Annotated in this window: 19 protein-coding genes; 17 read left to right on the top strand and 2 right to left on the bottom strand. The window is 36.6% G+C overall.

The window, feature by feature from the left end; translation table 11 throughout:
* Positions 1-149: 149 nt before the first annotated feature.
* The gene (locus tag B0169_RS10180; protein ID WP_202971821.1) at positions 150-797 is read right to left on the bottom strand and encodes a 5-formyltetrahydrofolate cyclo-ligase; all 648 of its coding nucleotides are present in this window, start codon (positions 795-797) and stop codon (positions 150-152) included.
* A gap of 547 nt (positions 798-1,344) precedes the next feature.
* The gene (locus B0169_RS10175; RefSeq protein WP_077285859.1) at positions 1,345-2,781 is read right to left on the bottom strand and encodes a peptide MFS transporter; all 1,437 of its coding nucleotides are present in this window, start codon (positions 2,779-2,781) and stop codon (positions 1,345-1,347) included.
* A gap of 619 nt (positions 2,782-3,400) precedes the next feature.
* Here B0169_RS10175 and B0169_RS10170 point away from each other — a divergent pair.
* The 17 genes from B0169_RS10170 (at position 3,401) to galU (ending at position 26,540) form a co-directional block, all read left to right on the top strand.
* On the top strand, positions 3,401-6,118 hold the full coding sequence (locus B0169_RS10170) for an SLBB domain-containing protein (protein WP_077285858.1): 2,718 nt from the start codon (positions 3,401-3,403) through the stop codon (positions 6,116-6,118).
* 173 nt (positions 6,119-6,291) lie between these two features.
* Complete coding sequence (gene tviB / locus B0169_RS10165; RefSeq protein WP_077285857.1) at positions 6,292-7,572, top strand: Vi polysaccharide biosynthesis UDP-N-acetylglucosamine C-6 dehydrogenase TviB; 1,281 nt, start codon at positions 6,292-6,294, stop codon at positions 7,570-7,572.
* A gap of 74 nt (positions 7,573-7,646) precedes the next feature.
* Complete coding sequence (locus B0169_RS10160) at positions 7,647-8,687, top strand: NAD-dependent epimerase/dehydratase family protein (RefSeq protein WP_077285856.1); 1,041 nt, start codon at positions 7,647-7,649, stop codon at positions 8,685-8,687.
* Positions 8,688-8,993: 306 nt separating this feature from the next.
* Complete coding sequence (locus B0169_RS10155) at positions 8,994-11,783, top strand: SLBB domain-containing protein (protein ID WP_077285855.1); 2,790 nt, start codon at positions 8,994-8,996, stop codon at positions 11,781-11,783.
* A 323-nt stretch (positions 11,784-12,106) separates the two neighbouring features.
* A complete protein-coding gene (locus tag B0169_RS10150) occupies positions 12,107-13,108 on the top strand; it encodes a Wzz/FepE/Etk N-terminal domain-containing protein (RefSeq protein ID WP_328589018.1) in 1,002 nt (333 codons plus the stop codon).
* A 5-nt stretch (positions 13,109-13,113) separates the two neighbouring features.
* On the top strand, positions 13,114-14,142 hold the full coding sequence (wecA, locus tag B0169_RS10145) for a UDP-N-acetylglucosamine--undecaprenyl-phosphate N-acetylglucosaminephosphotransferase (RefSeq protein WP_077285854.1): 1,029 nt from the start codon (positions 13,114-13,116) through the stop codon (positions 14,140-14,142).
* Between the two features lie 50 nt (positions 14,143-14,192).
* The gene (gene wecB / locus B0169_RS10140) at positions 14,193-15,332 is read left to right on the top strand and encodes a non-hydrolyzing UDP-N-acetylglucosamine 2-epimerase (protein ID WP_077285853.1); all 1,140 of its coding nucleotides are present in this window, start codon (positions 14,193-14,195) and stop codon (positions 15,330-15,332) included.
* 38 nt (positions 15,333-15,370) lie between these two features.
* Positions 15,371-16,582: a hypothetical protein gene (locus B0169_RS10135; protein ID WP_143323503.1), complete on the top strand. Its 1,212-nt coding sequence runs from the start codon at positions 15,371-15,373 to the stop codon at positions 16,580-16,582.
* A complete protein-coding gene (locus tag B0169_RS10130) occupies positions 16,569-17,501 on the top strand; it encodes a nitroreductase family protein (protein WP_077285851.1) in 933 nt (310 codons plus the stop codon). Before B0169_RS10135 ends, B0169_RS10130 begins: the two co-directional genes overlap by 14 nt.
* A gap of 1 nt (position 17,502) precedes the next feature.
* Positions 17,503-18,747 (top strand): polysaccharide pyruvyl transferase family protein, encoded by a 1,245-nt coding sequence (locus B0169_RS10125; protein WP_077285850.1) that lies wholly within the window; start codon positions 17,503-17,505, stop codon positions 18,745-18,747.
* Positions 18,737-19,873: a hypothetical protein gene (locus B0169_RS10120; RefSeq protein ID WP_077285849.1), complete on the top strand. Its 1,137-nt coding sequence runs from the start codon at positions 18,737-18,739 to the stop codon at positions 19,871-19,873. The genes B0169_RS10125 and B0169_RS10120 overlap by 11 nt, the downstream gene beginning before the upstream one ends.
* The gene (locus B0169_RS19535; RefSeq protein ID WP_235838540.1) at positions 19,873-22,059 is read left to right on the top strand and encodes a DUF1972 domain-containing protein; all 2,187 of its coding nucleotides are present in this window, start codon (positions 19,873-19,875) and stop codon (positions 22,057-22,059) included. The genes B0169_RS10120 and B0169_RS19535 overlap by 1 nt, the downstream gene beginning before the upstream one ends.
* Positions 22,060-22,069: 10 nt before the next feature.
* Complete coding sequence (rfbA, locus tag B0169_RS10110) at positions 22,070-22,948, top strand: glucose-1-phosphate thymidylyltransferase RfbA (protein WP_077285848.1); 879 nt, start codon at positions 22,070-22,072, stop codon at positions 22,946-22,948.
* Positions 22,948-23,493, top strand: a complete 546-nt coding sequence (gene rfbC / locus B0169_RS10105) for a dTDP-4-dehydrorhamnose 3,5-epimerase (protein ID WP_077285847.1) — start codon at positions 22,948-22,950, stop codon at positions 23,491-23,493. The genes rfbA and rfbC overlap by 1 nt, the downstream gene beginning before the upstream one ends.
* Positions 23,494-23,539: 46 nt before the next feature.
* Positions 23,540-24,418, top strand: coding sequence for a dTDP-4-dehydrorhamnose reductase (gene rfbD / locus B0169_RS10100; protein WP_077285846.1), 879 nt, complete (start codon positions 23,540-23,542; stop codon positions 24,416-24,418).
* A gap of 29 nt (positions 24,419-24,447) precedes the next feature.
* A complete protein-coding gene (rfbB, locus tag B0169_RS10095; RefSeq protein WP_077285845.1) occupies positions 24,448-25,548 on the top strand; it encodes a dTDP-glucose 4,6-dehydratase in 1,101 nt (366 codons plus the stop codon).
* 89 nt (positions 25,549-25,637) lie between these two features.
* Entirely contained in the window at positions 25,638-26,540 is a 903-nt protein-coding gene (gene galU, locus B0169_RS10090; protein ID WP_077285844.1) for a UTP--glucose-1-phosphate uridylyltransferase GalU, read from the top strand.
* Positions 26,541-26,732: the final 192 nt, after the last annotated feature.

The following is a 26,732-nucleotide window of genomic DNA, read 5'->3' as shown; positions in this document are numbered from 1 at the left end:
AGCTGTCAGTAAAACAAGCACCACACTCATGAGTTGGCTTTTGATTTTTCTGAAAGCTAATAACTGATAGCTTATAGCTAAGATCTTAGTTTACGGCTACTTTCTCTTGGTGCGCATTATAGCAAACAAAAAAGTTTAAAAACCAAGCTTTAATTAAATATATAATGCATGCTTGGAGTGATTATTTCAGGTAATGGAATATCCCAAGACTCAGAAGGTAAGGGAGCAACAAGTTGGCAGTCATGCGCTAAACCAATAGGGTAGGGTTTGACGGTACTTTGCTGTTGATGATGTTGGTGCCAACGGCTTAAGGTGCGATCGTAAAAGCCTCCGCCCATGCCTAAGCGTGCACCTAAGTGGTCAAAAGCGACTAGAGGCGTACAAATAATATCAAGTTGATGTGGCACAATAACTTTACTCACATCAAGTTTAGGCTCAGCAATACCAAAGCGATTGTTCACCAATGGAGTTCGACGCTCATAATGTAAAAAAAGCAAATGTCCTTTAGCAAAAGGGTGCAAAACAGGTAAATAAACCTGCTTACCTTGTTGCCAGCACCATTCAATCAATATTTCAGTGTCAAGTTCGCCATCATTGCTAAGGTACAGGGCAATACTATTGGCTGATAGTATTTTTTTATCAACACTAAAGCGGGCTAATAGCTGTAATGCAGCGTCGGTTTGCTGTGTGGTAGTTAAGTCTTGACGTAATTGCCTTACTTGTTGGCGGATCGTATCTCTTTGATTTTTTGATTTAATATTATCTTTTGCAGAATTTTGAGAAAGTTTAACATTCAAAGCTTTACTCCTCAGACGAAGTGCTGTTTAGGGTTAAAAGTTATGTATAAAAATCAGCTATAAAAAAACGAGTAATAACTGAATATTACTCGTTTTTAACAAAAGCTAAAAGATAGTTCAAAGTTAAAAGCTGTCAGCTATCAGACAAAAACCAGTGCCACACAGAAATGCTTTGTTCTAGTCTTTTACTGACAGCTTAAAACTTACAGCTAATATCTTTAACTGACAGCTGAAAGCTCAATACTGAAAGCTGTCAGCTATCAGCCATCAGCTATCAGACAAAACAAGTGCCACACGGATGTGTTTTGTTCTAGCCTTTTACTGACAGCTTAAAACTTAAAACTTAAAGCTTACAGCTAATATCTTTTACTGACAGCTGAAAGCTCAATACTGAAAGCTGTCAGCTATCAGCCATCAGCTATCAGACAAAAACAAGTGCCACACGGATGTGTTTTGTTCTAGCCTTTTACTGACAGCTTAAAACTTAAAGCTTACAGCTAATATCTTTAACTGACAGCTGAAAGCTCAATACTGAAAGCTGCGCTTTTTATTGCTTTTCAGAAATACCTTCATGTGTTCCTGTAACTGCAATTTCTTCTTCAATTTTATCTTCAAGGCCATGAGAGTCATCACCTTCTGCGCCATGCATCCATTGCACTAATTTACCAGCAGATAAGAAGATAATAATACCCGTCACTAAGGCTGCAGAACCAACGCCCATGAAAATGTTAGCAGCGTTGTCGACCATCTCTTGTCCTTCACCAACAAACGAGCCGATAAATGCAGCTAACCAGTTAGATAAAGCAGTAAAGAAGAACCAAATACCCATCAATAATGAAGTAAATTTAAGTGGTGCTAATTTCGTTACCATAGATAAACCAATTGGCGACAAACATAACTCACCAAGGGTATGGAAAAGGTAAGCAAACACTAAGAACAACATGCTAACTTTAACCGTTACATCGCCACCTTGAACCATAGTTGCCCAAAGCATAACAAAGAAACCTAAGGCTAGAAATACCATCGCAAGCGCAAACTTTTTAGGGGATGTAGGTTCATTCGAGCCCATTTTAACCCAAACAGAAGCCACAACAGGTGCTAGCATAATAATGAACATTGCATTCAACGATTGGAATGATGAAGCAGCCACTTCCATGCCAAAAATAGTACGGTCAGTAAAGTCAGAAGCGTAGATAGTAAATAAGCCACCCGCTTGTTCAAAACCAGCCCAGAAAATCACAGAGAACATACTCATGATTAAGATAACTTTCATACGATCGAAATCTTCAGAAGTTAATGGAGCATGCGCTTCTTGCTTGCCATCTGTACGTTTTGCTGATGGTTCAATACCGATGTCTCCGAGGTATTTCTTAGCAAAAAGTAATTGCAAAGATAAACCGATAAGCATACCACAACCCGCTAAAATAAAGCCGTAATGCCAGTTAACTTGCTCACCTAAAACACCGACAGTAATTGGTGCTAAAAATGCGCCTAAGTTGATACCCATGTAGAAAATAGTGAAAGCACCGTCACGGCGATGATCGCCATCTTCATATAAGTCACCTACTAGGCTTGATACATTAGCTTTAAATAAACCGTTACCAATAACAATTAGCGTTAAACCAATATAAAAAACAGTTTCTTCCATGCCAACTAACATGGATTTAGGAATACCTAAAGTAAAGTAACCTAATGAAAATATAATACCGCCAATGATAATCGCTTTACGTTGACCGATAAAATTATCAGCTAGCCAGCCACCAATTACCGGTGTTAAGTACACCGCCATGGTAAAGGTACCGTATAAACTTAATGCTTCAGCATTAGTCCAACCGAAGCCACCATCTTGAACACTGGCAACCAAATAAAGTACCAAAAGGGCACGCATACCGTAATAACCGAAACGTTCCCACATTTCAGTACCAAATAAAAGAAACAGTCCTTTCGGGTGACCGAAAAAAGTGCCTGTTGTAGGTTTTGTCATTTAAAAATTCCTTTAAAGAGTATGCTCGACATCATAATTATTATTATTCAGCTGGATCTGCATGCTGGTCAATGCGGCAATTTGTCGAGCAAATTTGTGTTAAATAGCTTTAGCCAGCCCGTTTTATACCTTTGCTAGCATTGAAAGGCAAGTCTGTCGGGTTAATCTCTTATTTATGAGCGGAAAGTTATGTGTTTTTTGTTATTTTTTAAACGATAATTATTTCGCCGCCTTAAAAGTTACTTTAATGACAGTAAGCTTACTGTTAAACTGAGCAATGTTTATTTTTAGCTTAAATTAATGTTAAGTGAATTAGGCTTGTTAATCGTTGTTTAATAAGTGGTGATGCTATTTTATCGCTTTATAAATAATACTATTTTTAAGAAGTTTAAATTAATTACTTATTGTTTTTAATTTAGGTGTTGTTATCAAAGCACGCTTTAAATTTACGGTTAAACTCTCTTAGTATTTGATAATAATCAAAAATTGAATGAATAAAAAACGATACGATAATTACTTTTTATGCTCATGCCGACGTAATGTAGTTATAAATACGCTACTTCATTAATTTAATCGATATAAGCTCTATTCACGTATCAACAGGAAGAAATACGTTAAAATGATTAATCTCACTCGTCAATTAACCCGCATTCTCGCTATTTATGTTTTATCTTTTAGCGCATTCTCGGCGCAAATATCGCCACAACAAATAGAACAATTTAAAAACTTGCCTAAATCTCAACAACAAGCTTTAGCACAAAGTATGGGGGTTGATTTAAATGCTGTCATGGGGCAAGTATCTTCTAATAATCAACAAACACAATTGTCTTCAACTGCAATTTCACCGAGACCTAAGGTTGAAGCAAGTACCGAAAATCAGCCACAAAGCACTGCTTTTGAAACTGACGCTGAATTATTTAAACCGCTAGAAAGATTTGGCATGGATGTTTTTGCTAACGCCCCGAATACTTTTACACCTGCTATGGATATCGCTATTCCTGAAAAATATATACTGGGTGTGGGTGATCAACTATCAATCCAAATCTACGGGAAAGAAAATGCCGAATATGTTTTACCGATAACCCGAGAAGGTACAGTCTTAGTTCCTAATATTGGTCCAGTGAAAATTGTGGGTTTAGCTTTTGCTGAAATGAAAACATTTCTTGCTGAAAAAATTAAACAAAGCATTATTGGTGTCAATGTGGTTGTTAGTTTAGCTGAGTTACGTTCTATGCGTATTTTTGTTCTTGGTGAAGCCTACAAACCCGGCCCGTATACACTAAGTTCATTATCCTCGGTTACTCATGCTATTTTTGCTGCCGGAGGCGTCAGTGATATTGGCTCATTGCGAAATATTACCGTTAAACGAGCAGGTAAAGTAGTTCAAACAGTTGACCTGTACGACTTACTTATTCATGGTGACTCATCAAGTGATATTTTATTACATTCTGGTGATGTGGTCTTTATACCGACACAAAGCAAGAGTATTTCAATACGTGGTGAGGTTAGGCGCCCTGCAATATACGAATTAAAAACAGGTGAAAATTTTGATCATGTTTTAGCTATGGCAGGTGGTTTGCTGCCATCAGCTTATCCTCAGTCAACAATTGTAGAGCGCTACAATAGCCAAAGTTTGCGAAGTATTGTTAATATTGATTTAACAGATGAGCAAGCACGTAAACAATTATTACACAGTGGTGACTATATTCGTGTTTTAGAAAGTTCAGGTGTGTACGAACAATCTATAACTGTTATTGGTGCCGTAAGTCGACCAGGTAAATATCAGTGGCAAAAAGGCATAAAAATAGCGGATTTATTACCGACTTTAAACTCTCACGTTTTACCTTACGCTGATCTAAATTATGGTTTAGTTGTTCGCCAAAAAGATAAGGCGAGAAACATTGAGTTATTACAATTTAACCTAGCTAAAGCTCTTGAAAATCCACCTCAAGACAGCGCTGATAATCTGGTTTTATTACCTAATGATAAATTATTAATATTTTCAAATGTTAGTAAACATATCGATGAAAAAATGTCATTAGATGAATTAGCTTTTACACAGGAACAATTATTTGCCAAAGAGCGAGAACAAGCGAAAAGCTACTATCAAGAAAATTCTTTTTGGAAAAAGTATGGAACGAGTGAGTTAAAATCATCAAAAATTAGCGCTGACGCAGAAGCTGAAAGTATAGCAAATCAATCGCTAGTAAAAATGACTAATGGCGTTCTAGATGAAGAGGTGAACCTTCGTGAAATGGCACTGTTTTCTCGTCAGCGTTTGCTAGCGCCAGTATTAAGAAAGTTACGACAACAAGGGGCTTCTGGTCAGCCTATTCAATTAGTTGAAGTTGATGGCCAAGTTAAGTTTCCAGGTGTTTATCCTTTGGTAAAAAATGCCAATGTTAGTGATTTAATTGCTGCAGCAGGCGGCGTCAAAGAGTCAGCATATTTAGCGCGAGCGGAAGTTACCCGAAACGATTTTAATCAAAACGGCGCAACAAAGCTGTCATTAAACGTAGATCTAGGGTTAGCGTTAAATGGCGATAAGCAGTCTAATATAGCGTTACAGAGTAAAGATCGCTTAAATGTTCATAAAATTCCCGCTTGGAGTGAAAACCATGTAGTTGAATTGCGTGGCGAATTTGTTTTCCCTGGCAAATATACCATTCGTCGTGGTGAAACATTAGCTGATTTAATTGTTAAAGCTGGTGGTTTAACGGAGTACGCCCACCCCGATGCCTCGGTATTTACTCGAAAACAATTAAAAGAATTAGAGCAGAAAAACTTAGTCAAACTTGCTGGCGACCTACGCATTGAAATGGCGTCAAAATCGTTAACCGAAAAAGGTACGTCTACATCTTATGATGATGCCCAGAAATTGCTGTCAGATATCACAGAATTAGAGCCTGTAGGGCGTTTAGTGATTAATTTACCAAATATCATGGCAGCTAAAAGTGAAGAAATATTACTAGAAGGCGGTGATGTACTTTATGTGCCGACAAAGAAAAATTCAATCAATGTTATTGGCCAAGTTCAAGTAAGTTCGTCACATTTATACGACGAAACCATGACAGCAGAAGATTACATAATACAAAGTGGCGGAGCTAAAAAACGCGCTGATGAAGAACGAATTTATGTGATATCAGCCAATGGTAGTATCAAAATGGTAGAAGAAAGTAACTGGTTTGCCGGTTCGGCAAATACTGCACTAAAACCAGGAGATACCATAGTAGTACCACTAGACGCTGAATATATGAATGATTTAACGCTATGGTCAACTGCTACGCAGATTATTTATAATGCGGCGGTAGCTGTTGCGGCAATTAATGGTATTTAAATTGAAGTTTTAAGTTTTAAGTTTTAAGCTAACAGCAGAGGAATAACAGCAGAAGTTTTTGATCTGCACTGAGAGCTTGAAACTGACAGTTTAAAGCTTAATTAACCTTTGCTTAAAGCTTGGATAGATAAAATACTAAAAATAACAGTCAAAACAAGGGATAGATTCGCATAATGATACGTGACTTAAATGATATAAAAATAGCTATTATAGGTTTAGGCTATGTTGGTTTGCCGTTGGCTGTTGAGTTTGGTAAAAAATATCAAACATTAGGTTTCGACATTAATAAAGGCCGTATTACTGAATTACAACAAGGCACTGATAGTACACTTGAAGTAAGTGATGAAGAGTTAGCCGAAACCACTAACTTAACTTATTCATGTGAAGTAGCAGACTTAAAAACTGCCAATGTTTATATTGTTACTGTTCCAACGCCAATAGATAAGCACAAACAGCCTGACTTAACACCATTGATAAAAGCCAGCGAAATGCTAGGCAAAGTTGTCAATAAAGACGATATTATCATTTATGAGTCAACCGTTTACCCAGGTGCAACTGAAGAGGCTTGTATCCCAGTAGTTGAGCGTGTTTCTGGTTTAGTCTACAACCAAGATTTTTATGCGGGTTATTCGCCAGAGCGTATTAACCCCGGCGACAAAGAGCATAGAGTCACTAATATTTTAAAAGTAACCTCAGGCTCAACACCTGAAATAGCGACATTAGTTGATGACTTATATCGTTCAATTATTACTGCTGGCACGCATAAAGCGAGTTCTATTAAAGTTGCGGAAGCTGCTAAGGTAATCGAAAATACTCAGCGTGATGTTAATATCGCTTTAATCAATGAGTTATCAATTATTTTTAATAAGCTCAATATTGACACGTTAGAAGTGCTAGAGGCAGCGGGCACCAAATGGAACTTTCTTCCATTTCGCCCCGGTTTAGTTGGCGGACACTGTATTGGTGTTGATCCTTACTATTTAACACACAAAGCACAGTCAGTAGGTTATCACCCTGAAATGATTTTAGCCGGTCGTCGATTAAACGATGGCATGGGCGCTTATGTTGTTTCACAGCTAGTAAAGCATATGCTACATAAACGTATTCAAGTTGAAGGCGCTAACGTACTTATTATGGGCCTTACCTTTAAAGAAAATTGCCCAGATTTACGCAATACTAAAATTGTTGATATTGTTAGCGAGCTTAAAGAATATAATATTAATGTTGATATTACAGACCCGTGGTGCTCATCAGAAGAAGCAGAGCATGAGTATAATTTAAGCCTAACAGAGCAACCTAATACTGATCATTACGATGCTATTATTCTTGCGGTTTCACATAACGAATTTAAAGCGATGGGAGTAGATAATATTCGCGCTTTAGGTAAAGGCAACCACGTACTCTATGATTTAAAATATGTTTTACCGAAAGAGTCGGTTGATATGCGTTTGTAAAGTAAATAAAAGCTGACAGTTTTGAGCAGTCAGCTGTCAGTAAAATAATAAAACACTATAGAACGGAAGTAATAATGTCTAAGTACGATGATGTAAAAAAGCAACTTAAGCAAACCCCTAAAGTTTGGTTAATTACTGGTGTAGCTGGGTTTATTGGCTCTAATTTACTCGAAACCCTGTTGTTATTGAATCAAAAAGTTATCGGTTTAGACAATTTTGCTACAGGCCATCAACATAATTTAGACGAAGTTCAAAGCCAAGTGAGTAATGAGCAATGGCAAAACTTTGCCTTTGTTAAAGGCGATATTCGAAATATCGAAGATTGTCAAAAAGCACTCACCCTTAATAACCAAAATGTTGATTATGTTTTACATCAAGCGGCTTTAGGTTCAGTACCGCGCTCAATTGCCGACCCTATTTTAACCAATTCAGCTAACATAACTGGCTTTGTAAATATGATCACCGCAGCTAAAGACGCTAAAGTCAGTACTTTTGTTTATGCTGCATCAAGCTCAACCTATGGCGACCACCCGGCCTTACCAAAAGTAGAAGAGCATATTGGTAAGCCCTTATCACCCTATGCAGTAACTAAATATGTTAATGAACTATACGCTGATGTATTTCATAAAACCTATGGTTTAAATGCCACAGGTTTACGTTATTTTAATGTATTTGGCAAACGTCAAGATCCCAATGGCGCATATGCAGCGGTTATTCCTAAATGGACGGCGGCAATGATTGAAAATCAAGACTTGTTTATTAATGGTGATGGTGAAACTAGCCGAGACTTTTGCTTTGTTGAAAACGCAGTGCAAGCTAATATACTAGCTGCAACAGCCAGCGAAGAAGGCAAAAACCAAGTTTATAATGTTGCCTTGGGTGATAGAACAACACTGAATGAACTATTTAATAGTTTAGCTTTAGCATTAGGTCAAAATAAAGTTTGTTATGAAAAACCGGCTGTTTACAGAGATTTCAGAGCGGGTGACGTACGTCATTCACAAGCGGATATTTCGAAAGCGAAAGAGTTATTAGGTTACCTGCCAGAATACCGTATCCAACAAGGTATAGATAAAGCCATGCCTTGGTACATAAAATTCTTAACCAATAAATGATTTTGTAGTGTCGGATTTCAATCTGACACTAATGATACAAATAAAACAAATCTATAATTGTTCTGTAGGACTTTGGATTTTGTAGGTCGGGCTTTAGCCCGACAAATAAACAAACAAGATATAAATGAAATAGGCCTTGTAATATTAAATTTTTGACAACACGTGCGAGGTAATTTACATTTTATGTGGAGTTTCAAGATATTAAGCATCACAGATAAGGAAATTTATTTGCACCCCAACTAAGTTAAATCTATATATAAAGTGTCTATATAATAAAACCATAATAATCAATGAAGTAATTTATAAATGAAACCATTCTTCAATAAAATCATTCTAAGTTCTACCCTCGTATTTGTGAGTTATTTCACAACGGCTGCTGAAATAAGCCAAGCTCAAATTGAACAATTTAAAAAAATGTCGCCAACTCAGCAACAAGCGTTAGCAAGTAGTATGGGGATTGATTTATCAACCATAAATGTTTTAGGCAACAAAACTGCAAATAATTCACGGCAAAATTCACCATCGTTAAACGAGCTTGTACCCGTTCGTGATAATGCCACCCATAGTGCTAATGAAGAACAAGCAATAGTTGAAAAACAAACGGTTGAAGCTGACAGCTTACAATTTAGTAGCAGTACCGATAGCTTTAAACTAAAACCTTTTGGTTATGATCTTTTTGCTGGCGAGCCATCAACATTTGCACCAGTATCAGACATACCAATTCCTTCAGAGTATATGGTTGGCCCTGGCGATAGCTTGTCAATTCAACTTTATGGTAAAGAAACCGTTTCATACAACTTAACGGTGAATCGTCAAGGCAATATCGATATTCCGCAACTAGGGCCTATCAATGTAGCAGGGCAAAATTTTAGCGAAGTTAAAAAACTAATAAGTAGTAATATCCAAGAACGAAAAATTGGTGTCAAAAGCAATATTTCGATGGGTGAACTGCGCTCGATCAGAGTATTTGTACTAGGTGAGGCATATCGTGCTGCTTCTTACACATTAAGCTCATTAGCAACTGTAACGCAAGCCATATATGCGGCGGGTGGTATCAATGAAATTGGTTCACTGCGTAATATTCAAGTAAAGCGTCGCGGTAAAGTTGTCGCAACGCTAGATTTATATCAACTATTACTAGCTGGTGACACGTCAGGTGATGTCAGCTTAATGGCTGGCGATGTAGTTTTTATTCCGACGGTAGGTAACACTGTTGGTGTTAAAGGTGAAGTAAGTCGCCCTGCAATTTACGAACTTAAAAATGAGCAAAACATAGGTGATGTTATAAAACTTGCGGGCGGTGTAACTGCAACCGCTTTTGAAAAAGTAGGTAAAATAGGCCGCATAAATAACAGTGGTTTACGCTCAGTTATCAGTGTTGACCTTAATACTGCGCAAAATAGCAAAGTTAGAAACGGCGATGTAATCGAAGTTGGCTCAGTATTATCAGCATTAGAGCAAAGTATAACCGTAAAAGGCCATGTGCAACGTCCCGGTATATATGGCTGGCACAAAAATAGTAAATTAAGCGACATTTTAACCAGTATTAATGATTTTAAAGAGCAACCTGATCTCGAATATATTTTAATCACCCGTAAAAACCCGATTACCGGCAAATTAACCAGTTATAGTGTTAATTATTCAGAGTACATAAAGAGTAAACAAGCAGCCGTAGACTTTGCATTACAGGCTGAAGATACAGTTTATGTCTTTAATAAACAACGCAATCGCAGTGCAAGTTTAACCCCTTTGCTTAATGTACTAAAAACGCAAACCGAACTCGCAGAAGCCGCTAAAGTAGTGACTATTAATGGCGCAATACGTAACCCTGGTGAGTACCCGTTAACGGTAAATGCTAATGTGAAAGATTTATTAAATGCGGGCATGGGCTATACGCAAAAGTCGGAATTAAAATTTGCTTTGCTAGCAAGAAAAAATACGCAGTTAAATACTGAGGTTTTTTATCTAGATCTAACAAATAGGGACGCGTTAGATAAGCGTTTAGTTGCACTAGATCGTTTATATTTATTTGAACATGACCAACCACGCACTGAATTGCTAAAAGATTTAATTGCTGAATTGCGTCAACAGGCAGATAAAACATTAGCGCAAAACGTAGTAACAATTTCTGGCGATGTACATTTTCCTGGTCAATATCCCTACGTTGTTAACATGACGAGTAGCGAGCTAATTAATTTAGCTGGGGGCTTAAAAGAGTCTAGCTATTTAGTTGATGCAGACTTAGTCCGCTTTAACCACGACGGCATAAAAAATGCTGAAATAACCCATCAAAACATTAAGCTAAACAGTGGTTTTTTACTGCAATCGTTAGATACTTTGCATGTTAAACGCATTCCTGAATGGCAAGATAATCGAGAAATAAAGCTGGTTGGCGAAGTCGTTTTTCCGGGAAATTATACACTGAAAAAAGGTGAAAAATTAAGCGACGTAATAGCCCGAGCAGGTGGGCTAACATCTGAGGCGGATGCAAAAGCCGCCATTTTCACGCGTGTGGCATTGAAAAAGCAAGAAGCCGAAAAAATAGCACAACTACAGGCCCAACTTGAAAATGAAACCGCGCAAATTAGTTTAACAAGTGATGAAAAAAATAATACTGAACTTGCAGAATCGACTGACTTATTAAGCAAACTTAATGTAGCTGAAGCTGTTGGGCGTTTGGTTATTGACTTGCCGCATATAATAGCTCATGACAGCCCTGACGATATTCGTTTAGATGATGGTGATGCGCTGTATATTCCAAAAGCTAAAGAGTCAATAAGTGTGATAGGTGAGGTGCAATATGCTACCTCTCATATTTACAAAAATGCTTTTGATTTACATGATTATATCGATAGATCGGGCGGCTTAAAAACACGAGCAGATCAAGATCGTATATACGTTATTAAAGCTGACGGCTCAGTTAGGCTGGCCAGTAACGACAATTGGTTTGCAAGCCAAGGTGAGCTATTAGCAGCAGGAGATACCATTGTTGTACCGCTAGACTTAGAATATAAAGATGGCTTAACATTATGGTCTGCGGTTACGCAAATTATTTATAACTCGGCAGTTGCTGTAGCGGCAATCGGTAGCTTATAAATTAAGTTGAAAATACTTGATGGCTGATTCAAAAAGCTAAAAACTGTATCAAATCTGCAGAAGTTACGGGAAAGAAAGAATAATGCTTTTATATTTTAATAGCTTTTTAGTGTACTTTCTTTTCCCTCTGTGTAGAAATGCCCTGAATCTGAAGTCGGTGAAGAAAGGCTTAATTTAGAGTAATTATTTAAAAAAATTACTAAAGCACTATTAAAAACGCTAAACACCTTGCTATAATGCCCAGCGCACAAATGCATTAGGTTAAAGTATCAAGCTAAATGCTCAAAGGAATAGTACAAAAATGAACTTAAACGCGAGTTATTGTGAAAAATCATAGACTGCAAGGAAGTACTTCAGAAGAAGTCAATGCAATGAATTCAAACGAATTTTATCAGCAACAACAGATCCCCGAAAGTGACGAAATTGACTTAGCAGAGCTTTGGCGTGCTATTTGGTCAGGCAAACTATTAATTATTGCTATCAGCGCTTTATTCGCTATTTCCTCAATTATATATGCGATTAATCAGCCTAACATCTACCGAGCATCAACTTTACTAGCGCCTGCTAGTGAGCAAGGCGGTGCAGGAGGCTTAGCTAAAATGGCTGGCCAGTTTGGTGGCTTAGCTAGCCTTGCTGGTATTAATTTGGGGAGCGGAGGTACTGATAAAACAGGCTTAGCGCTTGAGGTACTTAAGTCACGCCTTTTTCTTGAAAACTTCATAGCCAAACATCAATTGTTAGTGCCATTAATGGCCGCCAATAATTGGGATCCTAATAGTAATACCCTAACCATAGATGATGAAATCTATAATTCAGAGACTAACTCCTGGTTGAGAGAGGTTGAAGCGCCCAAAAAACCTGAACCATCATCATGGGAAGCGTTTAAAGCATTCAAGCAAGTGCTGTCAGTTAGCACAGATAAAGAAAATGGTATGATCACCTTAGCCATTGAACATTATTCTCCTGAAGTGGCGACTCAATGGTTGGTATGGTTAGTCGATGACATCAATTCAACTATTCGCCAACAAGATAAAGTTGAAGCCCAAAATAGCATAGACTATTTGTCAGAAAAATTACAAGAAACTCAGCTAGCAGATATGCAGACTGTCTTCTATCAGCTTATTGAAGAACAAACTAAAATTATCATGTTGGCTGAAGTGTCAAGAGAGTATGTGTTAAAAACCATTGACCCTGCTAATGCGCCTGAAGAAAAAGCAAAACCTAAGCGAGCTTTAATTGTAGTTTTAGGCACTATGCTAGGAGGGATCTTATCTTTACTAATTGTACTTATTCGTTATTTCTCTAATAAAAGTAATCAGGAGTGAATATCATGGTAATAGCTGCTATTACTGCCTTTTGTTTTGCTTTTTTAGCGATCAAATTATTTAAACCAATTGCCATTGATGTCGGGTTAGTAGACAAACCTAATGCCCGTAAACGACATCAAGGGCAAGTACCCTTGATAGGTGGTATTTCGATATTTGTTGCTGTTTTGGCAGCAAGTCTTCTTTGGCTACCAAATACTTTAGAGCTGCGCATGTATTTAATTGCATCAGCGATGATGGTTTTTATTGGGGCGCTTGATGATAAGTTCGACTTGAAGGTACGGATACGAATCGTCGGACAAATAATCATTGCCAGTTTAATGATTTACGGCGTTGGTGGCTATATATCTAACTTAGGCGATTTATTCAGTTTCGGCAATATTGAGCTCGGCCCTGTTGGAATTGTGTTTACTTATTTTGCCATTATTGTGGTGATCAATGCTTATAACATGGTTGATGGTATCGACGGATTAATTGGCAGCTTAAGTTTGAATACTTTTACTGCAATTGCAGTATTGTTCTTAATGAGTGGTAATCAAGGGTATTTATCATACCCACTCATTCTAGCAACTGCGACTTTGCCTTATCTTATGTTCAATCTTGGTTACTTTAAAATGTATAGCAAAAAAATATTCATGGGCGATGCAGGAAGTATGTTCATAGGTTTAAGCGTTATTTGGTTATTAACCATCGGGACTCAGGGCGAAAATGCATCATTTAGACCTGTAACTGCTTTATGGATATGTGCGATACCCTTAATGGATATGTTAGCTATTGTGATGCGTCGTTACCGAAAAGGCAAATCGCCTTTTAAACCTGATAGAGATCATTTACATCACATATTACAACGTGCAGGTTTGTCTTCACGCCAGACGTTAGTCGTAATAACAGTATCTTCAGTATTTATGTCTATATTTGGTGTTTTAGGTGAGTATTTTCAAGTGGCTGAAAGTTTTCAATTAATATTATTTGTGTTGATATTCGCACTATATAACAAATATGCTCGTCATTTTAGTTGGAAATATGACGAGTAGTAAAACTTAAACAATAACTTTAAAATATTAATCACTACAAAGTAACCCCTATGACTATAAAAAAACGTATTCTTACTGTATTTGGGACTAGACCAGAAGCCATAAAAATGGCGCCGTTAGTTGATGCACTATCGACAGATGAACGATTTGAAGCAAAAATCTGTGTAACAGCACAACATCGAGAGATGCTGGATCAGGTACTAGAGTTATTTGAGATAACACCGGATTATGATTTGAACTTAATGAAGCCTGGTCAAGACTTGACCGATATTACTTGCGGAATATTAACGGGGTTAAAACCGATTTTAGCTGACTTTAAACCAGACTATGTATTAGTGCATGGTGATACAGCAACTACATTATCGACAACATTAGCGGCTTATTATCAAAAAATTAAAGTCGGTCATGTAGAAGCTGGGTTAAGGACTGGCAATATCTACTCTCCTTGGCCAGAAGAAGGGAATAGAAGGTTGACGGGAACTATTGCCGATTTACATTTCGCTCCAACGGAAAGCTCAAAGCAAAATTTATTAAAAGAAAATACTGTTCCTGATAAGGTTATAGTCACTGGTAATACAGTGATAGATGCTCTACATAATGTAATAAAAAAACTAGAAACGAACTCTGATTTAAAATCAAGATTGGAAGCTAAATTTAATTACCTTGATGAAAGCAGAAGAATTGTTTTGGTTACTGGCCATAGGCGGGAAAGTTTTGGTGGTGGGTTTGAACGTATTTGTGAAGCTATTGCGCAAATAGCAAAGAAATGTCCTGATGTTGATTTAGTTTATCCAATGCATCTAAACCCTAATGTAAGAGAACCTGTTAATAGGTTGCTTGCGGACTTAAAAAATGTTTACCTCATTGAGCCCCTAGATTATTTACCTTTTGTCTATTTGATGAATAAATCATATGTACTTTTAACAGACTCTGGTGGGATACAAGAAGAAGCACCTTCATTGGGTAAACCTGTACTTGTAATGCGTGATACAACAGAGCGCCCAGAAGCCGTTAATGCTGGGACTGTTAAATTAGTAGGAACAGATGTTGAAAAAATAGTGAGCGAATTAAGCGAGTTGTTGTCAAGCAAAGTTGCGTATAATGCAATGAGTGTTGCCCATAACCCATATGGTGATGGGCAAGCATGTACACGTATAATTGAAAACTTATATACTGCATGCCAACTATGAATCTAAATTAGCTTATAATGGGGTATCTAAGTAATATATTGGTACTTGTTGTATCCAGAGGGATGGCGCTTGCAGGTTTTTTCTTACTTGCTTTTGCTGTAAATGCTTCTGATTTTCAGCAATATGCATTATATTTTGCAGTGTGGCAACTCGGAAGCCAGCTTTTATCTTTGCAGCTTGGGACAACTTTTTTTAGATGTGGTTTACGTAGTGTTTTTACTAAAAATTTGCATTCTGTTTTAAGTAGCTTTTACCCCATAATTTTTTTTGCTTTCCTAATTTTTGTTATTGCCGCAAGCTTTTCGCACATTATGACTTCTGGTTTTTTTATGTCGTTGATTGTCGCTATTTTTATTGTTGTAGCTGATTATGCTAGAGCTTCAATAAATGAAAGAATAGTTTTCATAGCTTATATGCTACCTGGTTTATTGTATTTAACTCTTTTCTTCTTTAGTAAATATCTGTATGGAGAGTTGACTTTACTTGTGCTTTTGTATTCTGAATCAACTATATATGTATTAATAACTATATATTTGTTGATAAAGTGTGATGTGAAATTTAGTGTTACTTTTGTTAAATTAAAGGCTTCGCTTAAAAAAATAAGGCCTTTTTGGTATAAAATTTCGCTCCCTTTAATACCTAATAATTTACTTTGGTATTTTTATTTTAACGCTCCAGTTATTATCGGATATAAGGCTATTTCTGACGTAGAAGAGTATAACGAAATGGCTTTGTTTTTTCGCTTTATAGTGGCAATTTCCACTGCATCATCCACGCTAGCATTGGTGTTTCAGAAAAAAATAATTAGCATTTATGAAAATGATAAAGCACGTTATTTACGTATTAAGTCATGGTTTATATCGCGATTCATTCCATTTTTTTTAATTGTATGTTTAGCTGGTTACTTTTTGATGGATTTTTTATGGACCTTATTTTATCCAGCTTTAGGTTGTGAAATCTGTAATGTTGTTATAAGTAAAAAGGGAATGCTTTTATATCTTTTTTATATTTTTTTAAATATATATTTAATGTCACACTATTTTGTAGCGGAGAAAGACTTATCGGTTATTTCCCCATCCATGGTCGTTGGATTTATTGCATATACAATAACTTTGGTTGCGGGACTGAAGTTAGGAATTAACTTTGGTATAACTTCTGTTTATTCGTTATGTATTTCACTAACAGTAACTTTTATAATTAGGTATCTTTGGTTAACTAAACAAAGAAAATTAAAAAATGAAAATATTTAAAAATATTGTAAAAAAAATATTACCTGCATCTATGTACAATCTTATTAGAATGAAGCCTAGGTTAATGATCGTTAGTGCTTCACTTAAGAGAAAAATCAGTTATATAAATAAGGCTGCATGGCAACAAGATCCTGACTATCGTGGTGACAACTCTGGGGCTTTGAGGAAGTATGGGCATATGGTTGATAAAGGTCTGCAGACCTTTGAAAGAGAACCAGGTCATAGCATAGTTATAGCGTTGCGTTTACATGAGCTTATTAATTTAAATAAAAACAATTGTGAATCAGTAGCTTGGGCAAAAGAAATACTAAGTCTACATAGAGATTTGCAGGAGGGGAGTTTAGATAGTAATTCGTATTCAGAGTTCCCTTTGATAAATAGCAAAGCGATAGGGAGCGAACAATTATTAACCTTTTTAAAGGAAAGGAGGACTCTTAGACATTTTCATCATTCAATGGCCCCAAGTATTGAAGACATATATAAGATTCTTGAGACGACTGTTTGGGCACCATCGAGTTGTAATCGGCAAACTATTGTCAACTTTTTCACTATGAATGATGCATTAGTAGCTGAGTGCACTAAACAAAATAAAGGTGCTACAGCAATATCTGGTAAACATGCATTCATCTCTGTTTGCTACGATACTCGTTCTTATCATCTACCACAAGAGTCACTTACCGGAATGATAGATGCAACACTAGGCTTTCAAAATGCACTTTTAATGGTTCATTCATTAGGCTTGGGCGCTTGCGTTCTTAATTGGTCTCACTCAGATGTTCAGGAAAACCTTCGGTTGAGGAGCCTATTGGATATTCCTGAATATTGTGAAATTGCCTTTAATGTTATTGTTGGTATACCAAACGGTGGAGCACCGACTCCAGGTAAGAAAAATAAAGTTGAATATATAATAGAGAGATAGGATGAAAATTTTTATATTAAATCATTGTTCACATAATAAAGGCGATAATAGCGTACTTTATTATTTAACTAAATGCTTAGACATGGTATCCACAAATAATGAAATTACTGTTTCTTGTAGTGATGGTAAATCGCCTTTTTGGGCAAATGAAAGTGTAAAATCAGTTTACTGGCCAGGTGGTAAAATTTTTAAAACACCTGAAGTTGGTTTTATTAAAAATGCAATTAGACGTATAAAATTTATGATGATGCGTAAAATATTTTACAAGTTGTTCTTATATTGTTATGCAAATAAATATGATAAATTTGCTAAAATTTTAGCTTCTCTTTTTTTTAATTCACAGCTTATATCTGCCTTTAAGAATGTGGATAAAGTCATTTGCACAGGCGGCCATCATATTTCAAATGTCTTAGAAAAAGATTGCATAAACCCGCAATTAGTTTCTTTGGCTCTTGCTGATTTATATGGACATCAAACAGTGATGTGGTCTCAGTCTATAGGTCCAATAGACACTGCAACTAATTACTCTAAAATAGCCATGGGGCGTGTCTTCGATTCATGTAGTCAAATTTTCGTACGTGATGATTTGAGTGAGAAGTGTGTAAAAAATACATCGGGGGCTAAAACTATAAAAGCTCCAGACAGCGTATTCCTTTCCAATAAATTAGTTTCTGATTTTGTCAAAAATATTAATAAGCCTTATGTATGTTGCGCAGTCTATACGGCTGGCATTGCGGATGAGGCATATTTAGGAAGCTATAAAAAATCTTGGATCAGTATAGCTGAAGGTCTAATCGCGAAGGGGTTTGATGTCATTTTTATCCCAATGCAATACAAAGGGTTTGGAGGTGATGAGAGGGGGTTTTTAAATGAAGTGATAAGTGAATTAGCAGGTGACTGTGTTAGTTTTATTGACGAAGACAAAAGCCCGAAAGATACACTCGAACTATTCAAAGGTGCATCATTCATTATAGGGCATAAGACTCATTCTGTTATTTATGGTTTAGCTCTAGAGATCCCAACTATTGCAATAGCCTATCATGAGAAAACTCGCTACTTCATGGGGTTGTTCGGACTTGAAGATTTTGTTTATCAAGATGTAATATCTAATGAGACGTATATTGTTGAGAAAATTTCAGCTGAAACAGCTGATTACCAAAAAAGTGTACACGCAAGCTTGGATAAGAGCGCATTATTTGCAGAGCAGCTTGTAACTAATCTTAAATATTCGATATATGACTTATAAGCTCACTTTAAGAAGGTTAATTTTTTTTGTAACTACATGGGGCTATGTAGTTACAAATGTATCTGTAGCATGGTTTTCAACTCTAAGTTTGCCACTTATGGCTGTAAGAGAGTCTTGGATGATCTTGCTACTGATATTATTGTTTATGATAAAGTCATACATAGCAATAACTTTCCTAGCTATTATAGCTTTTTACGGTGCGGCTCCTTTTACTGAAGGTTTTCAATCTGTAGAAATTTTAGGCTTTGTCTATGGGATGCGAGATATATTTTTATTAGTAATGTTGATAGAATTATGCAGATACAAGGGGAGTTTAGATGTAACAAACCGAGAAGTTTTTTGTTTTATTTACTTCATAGTTTTTATCGCTATATTTGATGCTTTAACTACCAATATCTTAGGTATGAATTTTACACAACAAGTATTCAGGACTCATGAGTACTACTCTAACAAAGGTGTTGATATTAACCTATCTAATGGTTTGCTTGGTGATAGGCTTGGAGCACCTCTATATTCACCCAATTTATTATGTACAATGTTAGCTTGTTGCTTTTTTCTTGATCATAGGATTGTTTCTTCAAAATTTATCGTTAAAATATTATCGTTTATTGTAGTTGTGTTTACAATGTCAAAAGTTATTGTTTTTTCATTAGCTTTTTACATTATTAGGAGTAAATGGAAAATACCGGTAATATTGGGGTTACTTAGTTTATTTCCCTTTTATCTTATTCTTGATTCGTATTATCTTACATTAAACTCAGGTGTTTTAAGGTATCATGTGGCCAGCACTCTAGGTCATTTCCATGCTTTTGCGATCGCTATAAAAAATGATCTTCTATCATTTATACCAGAGCCCATAGGAAGTCATAGTATTGCAATGCAGGTTATTAATGAAGGCACTGATGCTGGAGCTGGTATTGAGTCAGTAATTTTGGCTAGACTCAGTGAGCTCAAGATTTATTATTTATTTGTAATTACATACATGCTTTATTCCCTTTATAAATTAGAAAATAATAAAGAAGAGAAGTTTATCACCTTCTTTATTGTCCTATCTTTACTCACTGCAACTAGTAACCAGCCTGTTGCATTTATCCCCGCTTTATATTTATTAAAGGCAAGAAAATAGTGAAATTATTTGTATTTAGAAGTTTACCTTTACATGCAGACTCCAGAACACAGAGAAATATGGGGTTAGTGGATAACAATTTATCTTATAGTTGTACTTGGGAGAAAGATGCTTCTATTAGTAGTAATAAAAACTCTTTTAGTTTTCCATTTTACAAATCTGGTAATCCATTCCTACGGGGAGTAAAGTACATATTGTTTATTTTTTGGGTCCCTTACATAGTTATAACAAAAATTAAAAAAGATGATGTTATTATTTTTATGGACTTTGAAACAGCTTTATTAGGCTTGTGGGCTGCTAAACTGAAAGGAATCAAAAGCATCTTCGATATTGTTGACCCATTTGCCCAAACAAAACGTGGGTTACGTTTTTTTTCGAAGATCATTGATTATTTAGAATATAGGGTTGCCCTTTGTGCGGATGTTGTAATAGTGCCACACTTAAGTAGATTAAAGTACTATAAAGATACCATAGGAAAAGTACTCAAACCTAAAAAACTGTTTGTCGTAGAAAATGTACCTGACTATTCTTTATCTCCAATAAATAATTTAAAATATAAACAGAAAAAAGGTTGCCGAGTAGGTTACTTTGGTACTCTTGATTATGGCTCAAGGGGGTTAGAATTTCTTATATCCTTAGCTAAGGAAAATCCTAACTCTATTTCTGTTATCTTTGCTGGGCAAGGAGGGATGGAAGCTGAGCTTGTTGAGACCTCCTTGAAACACACTAACATAGATTTTTTTGGTAGCTTTAATGCTGAAACATTACCAGAGCTATACAATGAAGTGGACTTTACTTGGGCATACTATTGTCCATCTATACCACTGCATAAGTATGCTGCGCCGAATAAATATTATGAACACTTATACTTTAATACTCTAATCATTACTTCTAAGGTTATTCCTCAGTTTGAAGTTATAGATCAATTAAACTCAGGTATAGCTATTGATATAGACCTAGAATCGCAAGATGATGCTAAATATCGTATATTAAAATGTTTAGAGGCTAGTTTTAATACAAAAAATACAGCTTGTAATCAATATTGGAAAGAAAATTATGCTGATTATTATACAAAAAAAAGAATGGATTTTGAATGTATTTTGAACAGTATGTCGATTAAGAAAGATCTAGAATATTATAAGGATAATAAGATATCTATTATTGGTACCGTTGGCGTGCCTGCTTGTTATGGTGGTTTTGAAACACTTGTCGAAAATTTGTTGTCGGATGATGAGCAGGATAGAAATATAACGGTTTACTGCTCTTCAAAAAGTTATTTGGAAAGGCCTTCAAAGTATAGAAATGCCAAGCTACACTATATTCCATTAAATGCGAATGGTGCACAAAGTATTCCTTATGATATTTGGTCACTTTGCCATTCTGTATGGAAAGGTTCTGATAATATTTTGCTATTGGGGGTTTCAGGTGCAATTTGCTTACCCGTTATTCGACTTTTCTCTAAAGTTCGTATTATTACTAATATTGACGGTTTAGAGTGGAAAAGGGCAAAGTGGAGTGGTCTAGTCAAAAAATTTCTGAAGTACTCCGAAAAGTTAGCAGTGAAATACTCTGATGTTATAGTTGCAGATAATGCCGCTATTGCTGATTACGTTAGAAACGAGTATCAGGTTAGAGCAGAAGTTATTGCTTATGGTGGTGACCATGCAGTTATAAGTGATCTAAACCTATCTGATGAAAATTATGCTCTTGCATTATGCAGAATAGAACCCGAAAATAATGTTGAACTTATACTCAAAAGCTTCAGCCAAACAAGTAAAAAATTAAAATTTATAGGTAATTGGGATAATAGTGACTTTGGCCTTGCAATGAAAAGCCAATACCAACAATTTGATAACATTGATATAATAGACCCTATTTACGATATTAAAGTACTTTTTGATATGAGGCAAAAATGCAGTTTTTATGTACATGGTCATTCAGCGGGTGGAACTAATCCCTCTTTAGTTGAAATGATGCACTTTAATAAGAGTATTTTTGCATTTGATTGCAACTACAATCGCGCATCAACTGAAGATAAAGCAGAGTTTTTTAGTGATGATGAAGAGCTAACTCAATTAATAAATAAATCGGTAGATATAAGTAATGGTAGTCATATGCAAGACGTTGCAGAACGTCGATATACTTGGAAAATAGTTAAAGATCAGTACTTCAGTTTGTTTAAATAAAGAGAATATTATGAGAAAAGGAATTATTTTAGCCGGTGGAAGCGGAACCCGCCTTTACCCATTAACCAAAGTGGTTAGTAAGCAGCTCATGCCCGTTTATGATAAACCTATGGTTTATTACCCGCTTGCAACATTAATGCAAGCAGGGATTAAAGAAATATTAGTTATATCTACCCCTGAAGAAATTCATCGTTTTGAAAACTTACTTGGTAATGGTGATAATTTTGGTGTTTCAATCTCTTATAAAGAGCAGCCAAGCCCAGATGGTTTAGCCCAAGCTTTTATTGTAGCTGAAGAGTTTCTTGGTGGTGCGCCTGCAGCATTGGTGCTCGGCGATAATATGTTTTATGGCCATGATTTAACTAAGTCACTGCAAAGTGCCAATGCCCAAAAAACTGGTGGTACGGTTTTTGGCTATCATGTGTCAAATCCGAGATCTTATGGTGTTGTAGAGTTTGATGCCAACGGTACGGCTATTTCTATCGAAGAAAAGCCTGCTGAGCCCAAGTCTAACTACGCGGTGCCTGGCTTATACTTTTTCGACGCTCGTGTCGTTGAGTTTGCTAAAAATGTGCAGCCCTCAGCTCGTGGTGAGTTGGAAATAACCGACGTGATTGATCAGTACTTAAAAGCCGGCGAGTTAAAAGTTGAAATTATGGGCCGAGGTACTGCTTGGCTTGATACCGGTACTCATGATGACTTATTGGCTGCAGCTAATTTCATTTCAACCATTGAGAAGCGTCAGGGGCTAAAAGTGAATTGCCCTGAAGAAGTGGCTTATCGTAACGGTTGGTTAAGTGAAGAAAAGCTGCGTGAAATAGCGCAACCACTACGAAAAAGTGGTTATGGTGAATATTTGATAAAGCTGATTGAAGAGCGGGTGTTTTAATGCACTATATAGATACAGCTATTGCGGATGTTAAGATAATTGAACCACAGGTTTTTGGCGATGAACGTGGTTTTTTTATGGAAACTTTTCGCGTTGATGAATTCACAAAACACTGTGCAGAGCTCAGTTTTGTGCAAGATAACCACAGTAAATCAAGTCATGGCATTTTACGTGGCTTGCATTATCAGCTGAAAAATACTCAAGGCAAATTGGTGCGTGTAACTTCCGGCGAGGTTTATGATGTAGCCGTTGATATGCGTGAGTCATCGCCAACTTATGGCCAGCATGTTGGCGTGATACTTTCTGGTGAAAATAAACGTCAGTTGTGGGTACCAGAAGGTTTTGCACATGGCTTTTATGTCATGAGTGATTCGGCAGAGTTTGTATATAAATGTACTGATTATTATGCGCCTGAGCATGAAGTGTCATTGTTATGGAATGATCCTGCGTTAAATATTCAGTGGCCTTTAGTGAGTGGAAAAATGCCTTCACTGTCAGCAAAAGATGAAGTGGGACTGTTATTTAAAGACGCGCCTACGCTCTAATAAGCTGTTTTCTAATATTTTTAAAAATAATGATAGATAATAAAAAATGACAATAATCGTTATTGGTAAATCGGGTCAACTTGCTTGGGAATTAGCCCAGCTTTCAACACCTTCACAAGCTATCGTTTGCCTAGGGCGCGATGATGTTGACTTACAAAATGTCTCTGCATTAGTGAATATACTAAAGCAGTACGATGCTGAGGGAGTTATTAACGCCTCGGCTTATACCGCGGTAGATAAAGCTGAAAGTGATATCGAAAACGCCTACTTACTAAATACGAAAGCGGTGGGACATATAGCACAAGCATGCAAGCACTTAGATGTACCCTTTGTACATATTTCAACAGACTTTGTTTTTCATGGCGATAAGGGGTTGCCCTATTCACCGGGTGATGCGATAAATCCTTTAGGGGTTTATGGTATGAGTAAAGCACAAGGTGAACAGCTGATTGCTGATATTTATCCACAGCGTAGTGCTATTATTCGCACCTCTTGGGTGTATTCAACGCATGGCAATAATTTTGTAAAAACGATGTTGAATTTAATGGCTACTAAACCTGAATTAGGGGTTATTAGTGACCAAATTGGCACACCTACCTACGCGAAAGGCTTAGCAAAAGCTTGTATTGCTAGCATAACTCAGCAGGTTATTGGCGTTCATCATTATACGGATACGGGTGTTGCTAGTTGGTTTGATTTTGCTGTGGCTATTCAAAATATAGCTTTAGAGCTTGGCTTATTGGATAAAAAAATAGCTATTAAGCCGATAACTACTGCGCAGTATCCAACACCCGCTAAACGCCCTCATTATAGTGTGTTAGATAAAGCGAGTTTTATTAACGCTTTGCCTGAACTTTCGTTAATGCACTGGCAAGAACAGTTAACGCATATGATGACAGCGTTAAAAAATGAACGCGAAGCATAGTGAAATTATATTATTAATTCGAGATTCTTATGAAAAAATTATTAGTTACAGGTGGTGCAGGCTTTATTGGCGCTAACTTTGTACATTATTGGATGACTAAATACCCAAATGATCAAGTGTTAGTGCTTGATGCACTGACTTATGCGGGTAACATCGCTAACTTAGATTGTGTGAAAGACCAAGCTAACTTTACCTTTGTTCATGGTAATATTTGTGATCAAGCATTAATTGAAACACTATTGCTTGAACATAGCATTGATACGTTAGTGCATTTTGCAGCTGAGTCTCATGTAGACCGTTCAATTACCGGCCCAGATGCCTTTATTGAAACCAATATTATGGGCACTTACAGCTTACTTAAAGCCGCTAAGAAAGTATGGTTGGATGGTGAAAGTGTACTTGAAGGACATCGCTTTCATCACGTATCAACAGACGAAGTATACGGCACGTTATCAGCTACTGATCCTGCTTTTACTGAAGATACTGCCTATGCGCCTAACTCTCCTTATTCGGCGAGTAAAGCGGCCAGTGATCATTTAGTGCGGGCTTATCACCATACTTATGGCTTAAATGTTACTACCAGTAACTGCTCGAATAACTATGGTCCTTTCCATTTTCCAGAAAAATTGATCCCTTTAGTTATTACCAACATTTTGCATGATAAAGCCTTGCCAATATATGGCGATGGTCAGCAAATACGTGATTGGTTATATGTGGAAGATCACGCTTATGGGATTGATTTAGTGTTACAGAATGGCCGCATTGGCGAAAACTATAACATTGGTGGTGATAATGAATGGGCCAATATTGATATTGTTAACACTATTTCAAAATTGGTTGAGCAAGAGTTCGTTAAAAAACCTGACTTAGCGACTCGTTTTCCTGCGGCTAAGGCAGCGATGGCAAAAAATACAGAGTCACTTATTACTTATGTTAAGGATAGATTGGGCCATGATCGTCGTTATGCTATTGACGCGACGAAAACAAATAATGAGCTAGGCTATCAACCGAAAGAATCATTTGATAGTGGCATTGCTAAAACGGTGGCTTGGTATTTAAATAATGAAGCTTGGTGGCAAAGTGTTATGGATGGCTCTTATCAAAACTGGATTGCTGAGCAATATTCATAAGTCTTAAAACTGTAATTTGAATACAGTAATTAGTTTTTTTTTATGGTATAAAATTTAATTAACTAAAACATATTTTTAAAAGGATTAAAATGCCAAATAAAATCAATAAAGCTGTAATACCAGTAGCTGGTTTAGGTACACGGATGTTGCCAGCGACTAAAGCTATTCCAAAGGAAATGCTTCCGATTGTTGATAAACCTTTAATCCAGTATATTGTTAATGAGTGCATATCGGCGGGTATTACAGAAATTGTTTTAGTGACACACTCTTCGAAAAACGCTATCGAAAACCACTTTGATAAATCGTTTGAGCTTGAAACAACTTTAGAAAAACGTGTAAAACGCCAGTTGCTTGACGAAATTCAAGCAATTTGCCCTAAAGAAGTGACCATTTTGCATGTTCGTCAAGGTGAAGCTAAAGGTTTAGGCCATGCGGTATTAAAAGCGCGCCCTATCATTGGTAATGAGCCTTTTGTTGTGGTGTTACCTGATGTTATTTTGGATGATGCAACAGCTAACTTAAAAACCGAAAATTTAGCGGCTATGTTAAGTCGTTATAATGAGGTAGGTGGCTACAGTCAGATTATGGTTGAGCCTGTGCCTATGGAACAAGTGAGCAGCTATGGCGTTGTTGATTGTGGCGGTGTTGACTTAGCGCCTGGTGAGTCAAAAACCATGACAGCTATTGTTGAAAAACCTCCGGTTGATGAAGCGCCTTCTAATTTAGCGGTTGTTGGCCGTTATGTGTTGTCTGAAAAAATCTGGGACTTGCTAAAATTGACTCCTCCTGGTGCTGGCGATGAAATTCAATTAACCGATGCTATTGCGATGTTAATGGAAAAAGAAACCGTTGAAGCATTCCACATGACAGGTAAATCACACGATTGTGGCTCAAAACTAGGCTATATGAAAGCTAACGTTGAATATGGCTTACGTCACCCTGAAATGGCGGAAGAATTTAGCAGTTATCTAAAAGAGTTGATGAATAGCTAAGAACTTAGCTTTAAGCTTCAGTTTTGAGCTTTCAGAAAAATCAAACACCTAACCATGAGCATGGTGTCTGGTTTTACTTGTTTTAACTGACAGCTTTAAACTTAAAGCTAATAACTCAGCTGTAAGCTTTCAGAAAAGCCAAACACCTAATCATGAGTGTGGTACTTGTTTTACTGACAGCTGATAGCTTTA

Origin of the sequence: Cognaticolwellia aestuarii (genome assembly GCF_002000025.1) — a bacterium.
Classification (GTDB): domain Bacteria; phylum Pseudomonadota; class Gammaproteobacteria; order Enterobacterales; family Alteromonadaceae; genus Cognaticolwellia; species Cognaticolwellia aestuarii.
Note: the sequence above shows the minus strand (reverse complement) of the source record. Positions and strands in the feature narration are given on the sequence as shown.

Bases quoted from the DNA above. Each gene is read 5' to 3' on its own strand.
- B0169_RS10175 (WP_077285859.1), bottom strand. From the start codon at position 2,781: ATGACAAAACCTACAACAGGCACTTTTTTCGGTCACCCGAAAGGACTG.
- B0169_RS10170 (WP_077285858.1), top strand. From the start codon at position 3,401: ATGATTAATCTCACTCGTCAATTAACCCGCATTCTCGCTATTTATGTT.
- tviB (WP_077285857.1), top strand. From the start codon at position 6,292: ATGATACGTGACTTAAATGATATAAAAATAGCTATTATAGGTTTAGGC.
- B0169_RS10160 (WP_077285856.1), top strand. From the start codon at position 7,647: ATGTCTAAGTACGATGATGTAAAAAAGCAACTTAAGCAAACCCCTAAA.
- B0169_RS10155 (WP_077285855.1), top strand. From the start codon at position 8,994: ATGAAACCATTCTTCAATAAAATCATTCTAAGTTCTACCCTCGTATTT.
- wecA (WP_077285854.1), top strand. From the start codon at position 13,114: ATGGTAATAGCTGCTATTACTGCCTTTTGTTTTGCTTTTTTAGCGATC.
- wecB (WP_077285853.1), top strand. From the start codon at position 14,193: ATGACTATAAAAAAACGTATTCTTACTGTATTTGGGACTAGACCAGAA.
- B0169_RS10130 (WP_077285851.1), top strand. From the start codon at position 16,569: ATGAAAATATTTAAAAATATTGTAAAAAAAATATTACCTGCATCTATG.
- B0169_RS10125 (WP_077285850.1), top strand. From the start codon at position 17,503: ATGAAAATTTTTATATTAAATCATTGTTCACATAATAAAGGCGATAAT.
- B0169_RS10120 (WP_077285849.1), top strand. From the start codon at position 18,737: ATGACTTATAAGCTCACTTTAAGAAGGTTAATTTTTTTTGTAACTACA.
- rfbA (WP_077285848.1), top strand. From the start codon at position 22,070: ATGAGAAAAGGAATTATTTTAGCCGGTGGAAGCGGAACCCGCCTTTAC.
- rfbC (WP_077285847.1), top strand. From the start codon at position 22,948: ATGCACTATATAGATACAGCTATTGCGGATGTTAAGATAATTGAACCA.
- rfbD (WP_077285846.1), top strand. From the start codon at position 23,540: ATGACAATAATCGTTATTGGTAAATCGGGTCAACTTGCTTGGGAATTA.
- rfbB (WP_077285845.1), top strand. From the start codon at position 24,448: ATGAAAAAATTATTAGTTACAGGTGGTGCAGGCTTTATTGGCGCTAAC.
- galU (WP_077285844.1), top strand. From the start codon at position 25,638: ATGCCAAATAAAATCAATAAAGCTGTAATACCAGTAGCTGGTTTAGGT.